This is a genomic window from Allobosea psychrotolerans (genome assembly GCF_002917105.1).
Classification (GTDB): Bacteria; Pseudomonadota; Alphaproteobacteria; order Rhizobiales; family Beijerinckiaceae; genus Allobosea; species Allobosea psychrotolerans.
Genome location: NZ_PQFZ01000010.1, coordinates 40,864 through 53,418, shown reverse-complemented (window position 1 = coordinate 53,418; position 12,555 = coordinate 40,864). Strand labels below are relative to the sequence as shown.

The 12,555-nt window shown below is 66.3% G+C and carries 14 protein-coding genes; 5 read left to right on the top strand and 9 right to left on the bottom strand.

Annotated elements, in window-relative coordinates:
- Positions 1 to 89: 89 nt before the first annotated feature.
- The 4 genes from rpsU to CYD53_RS17320 form a co-directional block, all read right to left on the bottom strand.
- Entirely contained in the window at positions 90 to 323 is a 234-nt protein-coding gene (rpsU, locus tag CYD53_RS17335) for a 30S ribosomal protein S21 (protein WP_069693011.1), read from the bottom strand.
- Between the two features lie 228 nt (positions 324 to 551).
- Complete coding sequence (locus tag CYD53_RS17330; RefSeq protein WP_103719336.1) at positions 552 to 1,652, bottom strand: 5-(carboxyamino)imidazole ribonucleotide synthase; 1,101 nt, start codon at positions 1,650 to 1,652, stop codon at positions 552 to 554.
- On the bottom strand, positions 1,649 to 2,191 hold the full coding sequence (gene purE, locus CYD53_RS17325) for a 5-(carboxyamino)imidazole ribonucleotide mutase (protein ID WP_103719335.1): 543 nt from the start codon (positions 2,189 to 2,191) through the stop codon (positions 1,649 to 1,651). The genes CYD53_RS17330 and purE overlap by 4 nt, the downstream gene beginning before the upstream one ends.
- Positions 2,192 to 2,366: 175 nt before the next feature.
- Positions 2,367 to 2,585 (bottom strand): YdcH family protein, encoded by a 219-nt coding sequence (locus CYD53_RS17320; RefSeq protein ID WP_069693008.1) that lies wholly within the window; start codon positions 2,583 to 2,585, stop codon positions 2,367 to 2,369.
- A gap of 228 nt (positions 2,586 to 2,813) precedes the next feature.
- Here CYD53_RS17320 and CYD53_RS17315 point away from each other — a divergent pair, with 228 nt between their 5' ends.
- The 3 genes from CYD53_RS17315 to CYD53_RS17305 all read left to right on the top strand — a co-directional run bounded on the left by CYD53_RS17315 (position 2,814) and on the right by CYD53_RS17305 (position 4,151).
- Positions 2,814 to 3,002 carry a YdcH family protein gene (locus tag CYD53_RS17315; RefSeq protein WP_092167646.1) on the top strand — a complete coding sequence of 63 codons (189 nt, stop codon included), beginning with the start codon at positions 2,814 to 2,816 and terminating at the stop codon, positions 3,000 to 3,002.
- A 339-nt stretch (positions 3,003 to 3,341) separates the two neighbouring features.
- Complete coding sequence (locus tag CYD53_RS17310) at positions 3,342 to 3,602, top strand: GlsB/YeaQ/YmgE family stress response membrane protein (protein ID WP_103719334.1); 261 nt, start codon at positions 3,342 to 3,344, stop codon at positions 3,600 to 3,602.
- A gap of 81 nt (positions 3,603 to 3,683) precedes the next feature.
- Complete coding sequence (locus CYD53_RS17305; RefSeq protein WP_103719333.1) at positions 3,684 to 4,151, top strand: YidB family protein; 468 nt, start codon at positions 3,684 to 3,686, stop codon at positions 4,149 to 4,151.
- A gap of 139 nt (positions 4,152 to 4,290) precedes the next feature.
- Here CYD53_RS17305 and CYD53_RS17300 read toward each other — a convergent pair whose 3' ends face one another.
- Both CYD53_RS17300 and CYD53_RS17295 read right to left on the bottom strand, forming a co-directional pair.
- Positions 4,291 to 5,919: an acyl-CoA synthetase gene (locus CYD53_RS17300; protein WP_103719332.1), complete on the bottom strand. Its 1,629-nt coding sequence runs from the start codon at positions 5,917 to 5,919 to the stop codon at positions 4,291 to 4,293.
- A 98-nt stretch (positions 5,920 to 6,017) separates the two neighbouring features.
- Complete coding sequence (locus CYD53_RS17295; RefSeq protein WP_103719331.1) at positions 6,018 to 6,782, bottom strand: sulfite exporter TauE/SafE family protein; 765 nt, start codon at positions 6,780 to 6,782, stop codon at positions 6,018 to 6,020.
- A 189-nt stretch (positions 6,783 to 6,971) separates the two neighbouring features.
- Here CYD53_RS17295 and CYD53_RS17290 point away from each other — a divergent pair, with 189 nt between their 5' ends.
- Positions 6,972 to 8,888, top strand: a complete 1,917-nt coding sequence (locus tag CYD53_RS17290) for a propionyl-CoA synthetase (RefSeq protein WP_103719330.1) — start codon at positions 6,972 to 6,974, stop codon at positions 8,886 to 8,888.
- Positions 8,889 to 8,936: 48 nt separating this feature from the next.
- On the opposite strand, the gene CYD53_RS17285 is transcribed toward CYD53_RS17290, so the two are convergent.
- The 3 genes from CYD53_RS17285 to CYD53_RS17275 form a co-directional block, all read right to left on the bottom strand.
- The gene (locus tag CYD53_RS17285) at positions 8,937 to 9,824 is read right to left on the bottom strand and encodes an MBL fold metallo-hydrolase (protein ID WP_210202365.1); all 888 of its coding nucleotides are present in this window, start codon (positions 9,822 to 9,824) and stop codon (positions 8,937 to 8,939) included.
- 196 nt (positions 9,825 to 10,020) lie between these two features.
- A complete protein-coding gene (locus CYD53_RS17280; protein WP_103719329.1) occupies positions 10,021 to 10,740 on the bottom strand; it encodes a DUF1013 domain-containing protein in 720 nt (239 codons plus the stop codon).
- A 211-nt stretch (positions 10,741 to 10,951) separates the two neighbouring features.
- Positions 10,952 to 11,950, bottom strand: coding sequence for an NAD(P)H-quinone oxidoreductase (locus tag CYD53_RS17275; RefSeq protein WP_103719328.1), 999 nt, complete (start codon positions 11,948 to 11,950; stop codon positions 10,952 to 10,954).
- Positions 11,951 to 12,154: 204 nt separating this feature from the next.
- Between CYD53_RS17275 and CYD53_RS17270 the strand changes: the two genes are divergently transcribed.
- A complete protein-coding gene (locus tag CYD53_RS17270) occupies positions 12,155 to 12,355 on the top strand; it encodes a DUF1192 domain-containing protein (protein WP_103719327.1) in 201 nt (66 codons plus the stop codon).
- Positions 12,356 to 12,555 lie beyond the last annotated feature (200 nt).

Sequence of the window (12,555 nt, the reverse complement as noted above, 5' to 3'; positions counted from 1 at the left end):
AAAAGCAACAGCGCCCGGAGCGGGCTCCAGGCGCGGTTAGGTCTGTCGGTCTTGCCCTGCGGCGGCCGATGCCGCCGCGCGCAGGAAAATCAGGGGCGCTTGGGCTTCACCGGCGCGGGCAGCAGGCCCTCGCGCTGCAGCTTCTTGCGCATCAGCTTGCGGGCGCGGCGCACGGCCTCGGCCTTCTCGCGCGCCTTCTTCTCGGAAGGCTTCTCGTAATGGCCGCGAAGCTTCATCTCGCGGAAAACGCCTTCGCGCTGAAGCTTCTTCTTGAGGGCGCGGAGAGCCTGATCGACATTGTTGTCGCGAACGAGAACCTGCACGTGAGTGTCCGTCTTTAGCGGGTTGGTCTAAAAAGTCGGGCGAGCGGGCCTGCCAGGCAGGTCGCTCGAAGGATCGTGCGGATAACAGAAATCAATCCGGCTGTCCACGCCGCGATGCAGTGAAAATGCGCGGAAAATCGGGCTTCGCGCGGCTTTGCGGTCTCATCCAGGAATGAGAACAGGATTTATGCGAAAAACCGGTGCCCACTTTTCGCATCCTGCTCTGGCTCAGGCTTTTTCGGGCGTGACCCGCGTGACATGGCCCATCTTGCGGCCCGGACGGGCGTCGCGCTTGCCATAGAGATGCAGATGCGCGCCGGGCTCGGCCAGGAGATCGCGCCAGCGCAAGGCCGCAACGCCGATCAGATTCTCCATCTCGACGCGGCCGCGCCGGGTCGCCGAGCCGAGCGGGAAGCCGCAGACGGCGCGGACATGCTGGTGGAATTGCGAGGTCTGCGCGCCCTCGCTGGTCCAATGTCCGGAATTATGCACACGCGGCGCGATCTCGTTGACGATCACGCGCTCGGCCGCACCTTCGCCGACCACGAACATCTCGACTGCGAAGACGCCGATATAGCCGAGCGCGTCACCGATCCGGCGCGCGGCCGCAATGGCGGCCTCGCCGGTCTTCGGCGAAAGCTGCGCCGGCACGCGGGTGAAGGCGAGGATATGGTCGCGATGCTCGTTCTCGCAGACGTCGAAGGCGGCGAACGCGCCGTCGGCGCCGCGCGCCGCGACGACCGAAACCTCGCGCGTGAAGGGCACGAAGCCTTCCAGGATCGCGGAGAAATGGCCGATCGCCTCATAGGCTTCGGCGAGGTCGCTTCCGGCGGCGATCTTGACCTGGCCCTTGCCGTCATAGCCGAAGCGTCGCGTCTTCAGGATACTGGGGCGGCCGAGATCGGCGACGGCGGCCTTGAGATCAGCCAGCGAATCGACGGCGCGGAATGGGGCGACAGCCAGGCCCAGCTCGGCGACGAAGCTTTTCTCGCTGAGGCGGTCCTGCGTCACCGCGAGCGCGCGCGCTCCGGGGTGCAGCGGTGTGCGGGCGGCGAGGAAGGCTGCGGTCGCGGCCGGCACGTTCTCGAATTCATAGGTCACGACGTCGACCGCATCGGCGAAACGCGCCAGCGCCGCTTCATCCTCATAGTCGCCGACGGTATGGCGAGCCGCCACGTCGAAAGCCGGGCTGTCGGGCTCCGGCGCGAAGATATGGGCGCGGATGCCGAGATCGGCGGCGGCGAGCGCGAGCATGCGGGCGAGCTGGCCGCCGCCCAGGATGCCGAGCATGGCGCCGGGTGCAAGGCCGCTGGAATCGGGCGTGCTCATTTCTCGTCCTTCGCGGGGCGTGTCTCGTCCTTCACAGGGCGCGTCTCGTCCTTCACCGGATGCTCGGCGATCGCGGCGCTCTGGCGGGCGCGGTAGGCGTCGAGGCGCCTGGCCAGTGCTTCGTCGCCGAGCGCGAGCACCGCTGCGGCGAGGAGAGCGGCGTTGACCGCGCCGGCGCGGCCGATGGCGAGCGTGCCGACCGGGATGCCGGCCGGCATCTGTACGATCGAGAGCAGGCTGTCCTGACCCGATAACGCCTTCGATTCGACCGGTACGCCGAAGACGGGCAGGGGGGTCAGGGAGGCGGTCATGCCTGGCAGATGAGCTGCGCCGCCGGCGCCTGCGATCACCACCTTGAAGCCTTCGGCCTTGGCGCCGCGCGCGAAGCTGAACATCCGGTCCGGCGTGCGATGGGCGGAGACGATGCGCGCATCATAGGTGATGGCGAGCGCGTCCAGCGTCTCGGCGGCATGGCGCATCGTCGCCCAGTCGGACTGGCTGCCCATGATGATGGCGACGGCGGGGCTGGTCTGGGCCATGAAACGGATCGCTTCCGGAGCTTCGCGGCAGAAAGAGCCTGATGTTACCCGAAAACCGGGATCCGCTTTCGCTAGGGCGGACCTTCGGCTCGGCATCCTGCTCCGAGGACAAGGAAGCGCGCGATCTAGACCACGCAACGCTGCGGAAGCAAGCGGCGAATCGCCGTCATCCTGCTCAGGCGATGATATCGGGGGTCAAAGCGTCCTCGATCTGCGCGATGCGATCCTTCAGATAGAGCTTGCGCTTCTTCAGGCGTTGCACCTGGATCTGGTTGACCGCGCCGACCCGCTCCAGCGCGTCGATGGCGCTGTCGAGGTCGCGATGCTCCTCGCGCAGCCGCGCCAGTTCCGTTGTGAAGGCCTCGACCTCGTCAGGGCTGAGCTCGAATCCCATGAAGTGATCTCATCATCGCCGCGATTGGGCGCGACTATGCTGAGACGCCGCGTGCGCCGCAAGTGCGGGGAGCCTGCGGCGGAGGCAGGAGCGCATCATATTCGCGCCTTCCGAGACAGGAGCCGTTCACGATCACAGAATCTCATGGTGCGGCGCGAGATTGCCCCGCAGACGTGAAGCCGGCTCTGTGTCAGACTGTCTTGTCAACCGCTCATCAGGAGGATCCAGATGTCGCTGCAGACCCATCTCGTCGAGCTCGAACGGAAGCATCGTCAACTCGAAGAAGCCATCGCACAGGCCGTATCGAGCCCGTCCTCGGACGATCTCAGTGTGGTCGAGTTGAAGCGCAAGAAGCTGATGCTGAAGGAAGAGATCGAGCGGGTGCGGCAGACGATGCCGGACCGAACTCTGCATTGAGGGCCTAAGGCGGGCCGTAACAGCTTTGATGACGCATCAGCTCGCTCGGAACACCGGTTCCCACTTTTCAGGCTGATGCGCTCATCAAAAGGTTAGAGCAGGATCGACGCGAAAAACCGGTTCCCACTTTTTCGCATCCTGCTCTAGCGACCCGTTCTGGAGATTCTATTTCATCAGATCAGGCCGGCCCCGAGAGGGGCCGGCTTTTTGTTGGCGAAACCCGATGGAAATGGGCCGTCCCGACCTGCGGGTGAAACTCCGCCGGGGCAGTGCGGGAGAGCCGGAACTTCTCTCTGCGTCGGATGTTGAAGGGGGCGTGCGGAAGCGTGGGAGGCTGTCTTGGGTATCGTCTGGACCATCGTCGTCGGTTTCATCGCCGGCATCGTCGCAAAATTCATCATGCCGGGCCCGAACGAGCCTTCGGGCTTCGTGCTGACGACGATCCTCGGCATCATAGGGGCTTTCGTCGCGACTTATCTCGGCCAGTCGCTCGGCTGGTACGCGCCGGGCCAGGGAGCGGGGCTGATCGGCGCCATCGTCGGTGCGATCGTCGTGCTTCTGGTCTGGGGCATGATCAGTGGCCGCGACCGCTCCGTCTGATCGCAGCGATCTCATCCCGAAGCAGGAGTCAGTGTCGTGAGTGATGACAACACCAGCAGCAGCCGCAGCGGCTTTCCGTCGATGACCGCCCTTCTGGGACTTCTTGCCGTCGCCGGCTACCAGAACCGCGACAAGATCGCTGAATGGCTCGGCGGGCGAGGCCAGCCTGATGCCGGACAGGTCGCCGCGCCGCAGCAGGGACAGGCCGGCGCCGCGCCCGCAGAGCATGGCGGCCTTCTCGGCAGCCTCGGCGGCCTGCTGGGAGCCGGCGGGGCGGGCGCCGTGCTCACGAGCGGGCTCGGCGAACTCGTCGATCGCTTCAAACAGGCGGGACAGGGCGACAAGACCGATTCCTGGGTGCAGCCGGGCCCCAACAAGGCGGTCGCGCCGGGCGATCTGGAGCAGGCTCTCGGGCCGGAGGCTCTCGACGCGATTGCGCGCCAGACCGGGCTGTCGCGCACGGAGCTGCTGGAACGGCTCGCGCGCGTGCTGCCGGAGGCGGTCGATCGCTATACGCCGGAAGGCAGCCTCACCCGCTCTCCGGCTTGAAGCGCCATCGATCGAGGCGGGCGCCGCCTGGCTGCAGGGCTTCCTTGCCCGTGGCTCAGGCGCGGCTCTTACCCGTTCGGCTGGCTCCCGCCGAATGGACGGCCGAGCGGTAGCCTTGCCGATAGAGGCAGCGGAGGGGTCAGAGCGAGCGCGCCATTTCGCGCAGCTTGAATTTCTGGATCTTGCCCGTCGAGGTCTTGGGCACCTCGATGAAGATCACCGTGCGCGGGCATTTGAACGAAGCGAGCAGGCCCTTGCACCATGCGATGATCTCCGCTTCCGTCACGCTCTGCCCCGGCTTGAGTTCGACGAAGGCGCAAGGGGTCTCGCCCCATTTCTCGTCGGGTCTGGCGACCACGGCCGCTGTCTGCACGGCCGGATGCTTGTAGAGCGCGTCCTCGACTTCGATCGAGGAGATATTCTCGCCGCCCGAAATGATGATGTCCTTGGAGCGGTCCTTGAGCTGGATATAGCCGTCGGCATAGCGCACGCCGAGATCGCCAGTGTGGAACCAGCCGCCTTCGAACGCCGCCTTGGTCGCCTTCGGATTCTTGAGATAGCCCTTCATCACCACATTGCCGCGCATCATGACCTCGCCCAGCGTGGTGCCGTCATGGGGCATGGGCTCCATCGTCTCGGGATCGCGCACGTCGAGGCCTTCCAGCGCCGGGTAACGGACGCCCTGGCGCGCCTTCAGGGCCGCCTGGTCGGAGGCCGGTAATGCGTCCCAGTCCCGATTCCATTCGTTGACGACCGCCGGGCCGTAGCACTCGGTCAGGCCGTAGAGATGGGTGACCTCGAAACCGGCCTGCTTCATCGCGCCGAGCACGGCTTCGGGCGGCGGCGCCGCGGCGGTAAAGAAGGCGACCTTTTGCGAGAAGTTGCGCCGCTCCTCCGGCCGGGCATTGAGCAGCGTCGACATCACGATCGGCGCGCCGCAGAGATGGGTGACGTGGTGGTCGGCGAGCGCGTCATACATCGCCTTGGCGCGGACCTGGCGCAGGCAGACATGGGTGCCGGCCAGGATCGAGATCGTCCAGGGAAAGCACCAGCCATTGCAGTGGAACATCGGCAGCGTCCAGAGATAGACCGGGTGTCTGCCCATGCCGCCTGTGATGACGTTCGAGGTGGCGAGCAGGCTCGCGCCGCGATGATGGTAGACCACGCCCTTCGGGTCGCCGGTGGTGCCGGAGGTGTAGTTCAGCGCGATGGCGTCCCATTCGTCTGATGGCATCGCCCAGGCGAAATCGGCATCGCCGGTCGCGAGGAAGTCCTCGTATTCGACCGTCCCGACGCGCTCGCCGGGCCCGTCATAAACCGGGTCGTCATAATCGATGACGAGCGGCTTCACCGTGCACAGCGCCAGCGCCTCCTTGATCGTCCTGGAGAATTCACGGTCGGCGATCACGACCTTGGCCTCGCCATGGTCGAGCGAGAAGGCGATGATCGCGGCATCGAGCCTGGTGTTCAGCGTGTTCAGCACGGCCCCACACATCGGCACGCCGTAATGGCATTCGAGCATGGCAGGCGTGTTGGGCAGCATCGCCGCGACGGTGTCGTTCTTGCCGATGCCGTGCTTCTGCAGCGCCGAGGCGAGGCGGCGCGAGCGGGCGTAGAACTCGGCGTAGCTCCGGCGCAGCGGGCCATGGATGATGGCGACCTGTTCGGGGAAGACGCTCGCGGCGCGCTCCAGGAAGGGCAAGGGCGTCAGCGGCTGGAAATTCGCCGGATTGCGGTCGAGGTCGGTGTCATAAGCGCTGATGGTCATGTGGCGTCGTCTCCCCTCGGCCGTGCGGCAGCCTTAGCCTCTGCGAGCCTTGCGAGTAATCCATCCCTTTTTCCGAGATGGCGCAATCGGCGCGGGCTTCAGCCGAGCAGGTGCAGCCCGCGCACGCCGTCGAAGACGAGCTTCCCTCCGACCGCCAGCAGCAGCCAGTAGATGATCGTGTAGAAGCGTTCGGCCGGGACACGGCGCACGAGCCAGACGCCGGCGATGGTCGAGACGATCGCGACCGGGAACAGCGCAACCGAGGCGGTGAGGTTCGCTGTGGTGAACTGGCCGAGCGCGAGATAGGGGCCGAGCTTGATCAGGTTGAGCATGGCGAAGAAGATCGCACCCGTGCCGACGAAGACGGCAGGGGCCAGGCGCTGCGGCATGACGTAGATCTGGAAGGGTGGGCCGCCGGCATGGGCGACCATGCTGGCGAAGCCGCAGAGCGCGCCCCAGAACGAGCCGGCGCCATAGCTCGCTCGCGTCACCGGCGCTGCCGCTTTGCCGTCGCCCAGCATGCGGCGCAGCGCAAACCCCATCGAGATCAGCCCGATCGCGAGCCCCACGGCCGCGTCCGAGACCTTCGCCGCCAGCAGATAGCCGGCGAGGATGCCCAGCAGCGCGCCGGGCAGCAACGTCGCGAGATTGCTCCGGTCGAATTCACGGCGATAGGACCAGACCGTCACGACATCCTGCGAGATCAGCAGCGGCAGCATGATCGCTGCCGCCTGGACCGGCGAGACGACGAGCGCCATCAAAGGCAGGGACAACAGGCCGAGCCCCGAGAAGCCGCCTTTCGAGAGGCCCATCAGGATGACGGCGGGCACCATGGCGGCGAAGAAGGCGGGGTCGAGAATCATGGAGCCGGGGTGCTTGCGTCACAGCGACGCAAGGAGGGCTGAAAGGCCTCCTTGCTGGGCGAAAGTCGCACGGCCCTGCGCTTGCGCCGGAAGGGGCGAATGCGCACGATCCCCAGCAAAATGAGCCTCCGCCGCTGCCGTTCGATCTAGCGGTGTAGGCCAGAACAGGGCGAAGAGGATAAGCGTTCCATGAATGCCCCGCATGCAAGCCGCTACGCCGAGACCTATGCGCGCTGGCAGGCCGATCCGGAAGGGTTCTGGGCGCAAGCCGCCCAGGCCGTCGACTGGATCAAGCCGCCCAAGGCGATTTTTGACGCGACGCAGGGAGCCTATGGCCGCTGGTTCCCCGATGCGAGCTGCAACACCTGCTTCAACGCGCTCGACCGCCATGTCCGCGACGGCCGGGGCGAGCAGGCGGCGCTGATCTACGACAGCCCGATCACCGGCACGAAGGCGACCTACAGCTACGCGCAGATGCTCGACGAGGTCGCGACTCTGGCCGCGGTTCTGCAGGATCTCGGCGTCGGCAAGGGCGACCGCGTCATCCTCTACATGCCGATGATCCCGGAGGCGGCCTTCGCCATGCTCGCCTGTGCGCGGATCGGGGCGGTGCATTCGGTCGTGTTCGGCGGTTTCGCGGCCAAGGAACTGGCGACGCGCATCGACGACGCCACGCCCAAGCTCATCCTGACCGCAACCTGCGGCATCGAGCCGAGCCGCATCGTCGAGTACAAGCCGCTGCTCGATGCGGCGATCGATCTGGCGCAGCACAAGCCGCAGACCTGCCTCGTGCTGCAGCGGCCGCAGGCCGACGCCTCGATGCATGTCACCCGCGACAGGAACTGGCGCACGCTGACGGCGGCCGCCAAAGCCGCGGGCCGCAAGGCCGATTGCGTCGAGGTTGCCGCGACCGATCCGCTCTATGTGCTCTACACCTCCGGCACGACCGGTCGTCCCAAGGGCGTGGTGCGCGACAATGGCGGTCATATGGTCGCGTTGAAATGGACGATGGACAATCTCTACGACGTCAAACCCGGCGAGGTGATGTTCACGGCGTCGGATGTCGGCTGGGTCGTCGGCCATAGCTATATCGTCTACGGGCCTCTGCTGCAGGGCGCGACGACTGTTCTCTATGAGGGCAAGCCGGTCGGCACGCCCGATCCCGGTGCGTTCTGGCGGGTCATCGCCGAGCACAAGGCGGTCGCGCTCTTCACCGCGCCGACGGCCTTCCGGGCGATCCGCAAGGAGGATCCGCAGGCGAAACATCTTGCCGGCCACGATCTGTCGCATTTCCGGGCCTTGTTCCTGGCCGGCGAGCGTGCCGATCCCGATACGCTGAAATGGGCCGAGGCGATTCTGAAGGTTCCGGTCATCGACCATTGGTGGCAGACCGAGACCGGCTTCTGCATCGTCGGCAATCCGATCGGGCTCGAACTGCTGCCGGTCAAGCCCGGCTCGCCGACCGTGCCGCTGCCGGGTTACGACGTGCAATGCCTCGACGAAGGCGGCCGGCCCGTCCCCGCCGGGACGATGGGGGCGATCGTGGTCAAGCTGCCGCTGCCTCCCGGCGCCCTACCGACGCTGTGGCAGGATGACGAGCGCTTCAGGGAGGGCTATCTCGCGGCCTTTCCCGGCTACTACAACACGTCCGATGCCGGCTTCATCGATGCCGACGGCTATGTCTTCATCATGGGGCGCACCGACGACATCATCAATGTCGCCGGCCACCGGCTCTCGACCGGCGGCATGGAGGAGGTGCTGGCCTCGCATCCGGCCGTGGCGGAATGCGCGGTGGTCGGCATCAAGGATGCGCTCAAGGGCGAGCAGCCCTGCGGCTTCGTCGTGCTGAAATCCGGGGTGACCCAGAGCCCGGCCGAGATCGAGCGGGAGCTGGTGGCGTTGGTGCGCGACAAGATCGGCCCGGTGGCGGCTTTCAAGCTGGCCTTGACGGTGAGCCGGCTGCCGAAGACGCGTTCGGGCAAGATCCTGCGTGCCACGATGAAGAAGATCGCCGATGGCGAGGACTACGCGATGCCCGCGACGATCGAAGATGCGACCGTGCTGGGGGAGATCGGCATCGCCTTGAAGGGCAGGGGTCTGGGGTAGGGGCGTGTCGCTCCGGGGCTTCGCGCAGCGAAGAACCCGGAATGGCAGTCAGAACCCGATCGTCGCCCCATTCCAGCTCAGCTGGCGCGCAGGCCACTCCAGCCGCATCAGATCCTCGCCGATGATCAGCGGGCCGGCATAGCCTGCCTGCCTGACCTCGCGGGCGAGCGCGGCGGTGTCGGCGGCGGGGGGCACGAGATGGGTCAGCGCCAGCGTTTTTGCGCCCGACCGCAGCGCCAGCCCCGCCACCACCTCCGGCGTCATGTGGTAGCTCTGGACCGAAGCGACGGTCTCTGCGGAACGGACGCCCGCGACGACTGGCATCTGGCTTGAGATGAAGACCTCGCAGACGAGCAGGTCGCAGCCCTGCGCCGCCTGCTCCAGCGAGGGGGTCAGCCGCGTATCGCCGGAGAAGACGATGCGGCTGCCGCCATGGGAAAAGGACAGCCCGAAGGCCGGCTCGACCGGCCTGTGATCGACGAGGAAGGCCTCGATCGCGAGATCGCCGAGGCCGGAAACGATGCCCTCGCGCAGCTCCTCGAAGTTGACCTCCAGCCCCGTGGCGTCCGGGCGCCTTTCGAAGGCGATGCGCAGGGCGCGTTCGCGGGCGAAGGCCTCGTATTGCGCGTGCATATTGGCGAGCGCCGGGGCCGGGGCCAGGACGCGCCAGGGCCGGTTGCGGCCCTGATGCCAGGAGGAGACGACGAGCTGGTAGAAGTCGACCAGATGGTCGGAATGCTCATGGGTAACGATGAGCAGGTCGATATCGGCACCATGATGACCGGCGGCCACGAGGCGCTGGCTGACGCCCGAGCCGCAATCGACCAGCACTTTGCGCCCCGCCGCCTGGATCAGATGTGCGGGGCCGGCGCGGCGCAGGCTGACCGGCGGTGCGCCGGTGCCGAGGAAGGTGAAGGCCAGTCTGTTGTCCGTCATGGCGCGAGGCTGTCAGGCGGCGCGCATCTTCGCAAGCCGGGCGACGCGGACGCGTCCCGTTTCGGTTTGCGTGTCATACGACTTTACTTTGAATTTTGCGGGCGGCCGACAAAGTTCCCGGGCGCTGGATTGCGCCGTCGGGCTCTTCATGCGGCCATCTCCTGACCCCGCCGCCTGCTGCGGGGCGGGAGAGGTCTCAGTCCTCGTCGTCCTCGGCCGGGCGCTTGAGCTGCTTCAGCTTGGAGAAGACCGAATCGACGTCGATGGCCTCTTCTTCCTGGCGCTTCGGCTTGCCCATATCGGCGAAGGTCTGGTTGAGCGCAGGCGCCGGCGCGGTCGTCTCCTCGGCGGGGAGCAGGGTCGAGCCGATTTCGGCGATCACGGCGGGACGGTCCTTGGCGGCGCGGCCGACCTCGAAGTCGAGATCGATCTGCGAGCACAGGCCGAGGCTGACCGGGTCGATTGGCGTCAGGGTCTGGGCGTTCCAGTGAGTGCGGTCGCGGATCTGGGCAATGGTCGACTTGGTCGTGCCGATCAGCCGGATGACCTGCGCGTCCTTGAGCTCGGGATGGTTGCGCAACAGCCAGAGGATCGCGTTGGGTCGGTCCTGGCGCTTGGAGACCGGGGTATAGCGCGGACCCTTGGCGCGCTTGATCTCGGGCACCTTCACCTTGCGCTCGGCGAGCTTGAGGTGGTGGCTCGGGTTCTTGGCGGCGCGCTCGAGCTCCTCGCGGGTGAGCTGGCCCGAGGTGATCGGGTCGAGGCCCTTGATGCCGGCGGCGACTTCGCCATCGGCGATGCCGCGCACTTCGAGCGGGTGTAGTTTGCAGAACTCGGCGATCTGCTCGAAGGTCAGGGAGGTGTTCTCGACGAGCCAGACCGCGGTGGCCTTAGGCATCAGCGGGGGTTGTGACACGGGACGTCTCCTGAATCTCGAAAGCCGGTCTCAGACCGGGTCAGCGTCGCGGACAATAGCTCTCATGCGCAGACCGGCCTCCTCGGCCGGCCATCCAAATCATCGACGATGAACAGGATGGCGCGGCTTATAGGCAAAGCCGGGGCAGGTGTCCATGAAAAGCGTGAGCTGCCCCGTCATTGCTTTGCCGCGCTTGCAAGGAGGATGGGCCTCAGACTGTCAGCACGATCTTGCCGATATGGGCATTGCTTTCCATCAGCGCGTGGCCGGCGGCGGCTTCCGCGAGCGGGAAGGTTGCGTGGATCACCGGCTTGCAGCGCCCGGCCTCGATCAGCGGCCAGACCTTGGCCTCGAGCTCGGCTGCGATCCCGGCCTTTTCCGCGATGGTGCGTGGTCGCAGCGTCGAGCCGGTATGGGTCAGGCGCTTCATCATCAGCCTGCGGTAGTCGACCTCCGCCTTCGGGCCGTTGAGGAAGGCGATCTGCACGATGCGGCCGCTCTCCGCGGCTGCGTCGTAGTTGCGGTTGATATAGTCGCCGCCGACCATGTCGAGGATCAGATCGACGCCGCGCCCTCCGGTTGCCTCCTTGGCGGCCGCGACGAAATCCTGCTCGCGATAATTGATCGCATGGTCGGCGCCGAGGTCGCGGCAGGCCTGGCATTTCTCCGTGGAGCCCGCGGTCGCCAGCACCGTTGCGCCAAACGCCTTGGCGAGCTGGATCGCGGTGGTGCCGATGCCCGATGTGCCGCCATGGACCATGAAGCTCTCGCCGGCCTGCAGGCGGCCGCGCTGGAAGACGTTGGTCCAGACGGTGAAATAGGTCTCGGGGATGGCGGCCGCCTCGATCAGCGAGAGCCCGGCCGGCACGGGCAGCGCATTGCTCTCATGGACCACGGCATATTCCGCATAGCCGCCGCCGGCGACGAGACCGCAGATCCTGTCGCCGAGCTTGAAGCGGCTCGCGCCCTCGCCGAGCGCGACGACGGTGCCGGCGATCTCAAGGCCGGGAATATCGGAGGCGCCGGGCGGTGGCGCGTATCCGCCCAGCCGCTGGAGCACGTCGGGACGGTTGATGCCGGCGGCCGCGACCGCGACCAGCACCTCGCCGCGCCCCGGCTGCGGCACGGGCCGCTTCCGGGCCTGGAGAACCTCGGGGCCTCCCGGAGCCTCGAAGCCGATTGCGGTCATCATCTGGGGCAAGGCGGTCATCGGGTTCGGGTCCTGTCCGAAAGAGGGGCGGCGAGGGGCGGCGCGGGACGTGCCGCCCCTCGCCTCGGATGAAAGTGGAGCTGCGGGCGCGATGCCACTGTAGTGCTTTGATCCTGCATCGGCTTGTCCCGAAAACCGGTTCCCACTTTTCGTAGCCGATGCTCTACTCTGCGCCGCCGTCGAGTTGTCGAATGTGAGGCCGCCATGTCGATCTTTCCAGAGGATGACCGTCCGAAGCCGAAATCCGTGCATGAAATCGGGCAGGATCTTTCGATGCTGTCGCTGGCCGAGATCGACCTGCGTGTCGAGGCTCTGAAGGCCGAGATCGAGCGGCTGGCCGAGGCCCGGGCCAAGAAGGATGCTTCGCGCTCGGCGGCCGACGCCTTCTTCCGCAAACCGGGCTGAGCACGTCTTCTGCCCTTGCGTCATTAAGGGTCTCTTAACGATTCCAAAGTATGAATCGGATTGTCCAGTTTGTCTGGATGTCGAGTGGCTCCTGCCCACTCTGTTTGACGCCTCCCTGTTGACCTTCGAGCCGCCCAAGGGCGGCTCTTTTTTCAGCTGCATTATCCCGTTAAGGTTAACCCTATCTTACCGCAGCCCCG

What these genes read in the sequence shown, in the direction of transcription:
- CYD53_RS17330 (WP_103719336.1), bottom strand. Translation starts at nt 1,652, where the DNA reads ATGAGCACGCCCGATTCCAGCGGCCTTGCACCCGGCGCCATGCTCGGC.
- purE (WP_103719335.1), bottom strand. Translation starts at nt 2,191, where the DNA reads ATGGCCCAGACCAGCCCCGCCGTCGCCATCATCATGGGCAGCCAGTCC.
- CYD53_RS17320 (WP_069693008.1), bottom strand. Translation starts at nt 2,585, where the DNA reads ATGGGATTCGAGCTCAGCCCTGACGAGGTCGAGGCCTTCACAACGGAA.
- CYD53_RS17315 (WP_092167646.1), top strand. Translation starts at nt 2,814, where the DNA reads ATGTCGCTGCAGACCCATCTCGTCGAGCTCGAACGGAAGCATCGTCAA.
- CYD53_RS17305 (WP_103719333.1), top strand. Translation starts at nt 3,684, where the DNA reads ATGACCGCCCTTCTGGGACTTCTTGCCGTCGCCGGCTACCAGAACCGC.
- CYD53_RS17300 (WP_103719332.1), bottom strand. Translation starts at nt 5,919, where the DNA reads ATGACCATCAGCGCTTATGACACCGACCTCGACCGCAATCCGGCGAAT.
- CYD53_RS17295 (WP_103719331.1), bottom strand. Translation starts at nt 6,782, where the DNA reads ATGATTCTCGACCCCGCCTTCTTCGCCGCCATGGTGCCCGCCGTCATC.
- CYD53_RS17290 (WP_103719330.1), top strand. Translation starts at nt 6,972, where the DNA reads ATGAATGCCCCGCATGCAAGCCGCTACGCCGAGACCTATGCGCGCTGG.
- CYD53_RS17285 (WP_210202365.1), bottom strand. Translation starts at nt 9,824, where the DNA reads ATGACGGACAACAGACTGGCCTTCACCTTCCTCGGCACCGGCGCACCG.
- CYD53_RS17275 (WP_103719328.1), bottom strand. Translation starts at nt 11,950, where the DNA reads ATGACCGCCTTGCCCCAGATGATGACCGCAATCGGCTTCGAGGCTCCG.
- CYD53_RS17270 (WP_103719327.1), top strand. Translation starts at nt 12,155, where the DNA reads ATGTCGATCTTTCCAGAGGATGACCGTCCGAAGCCGAAATCCGTGCAT.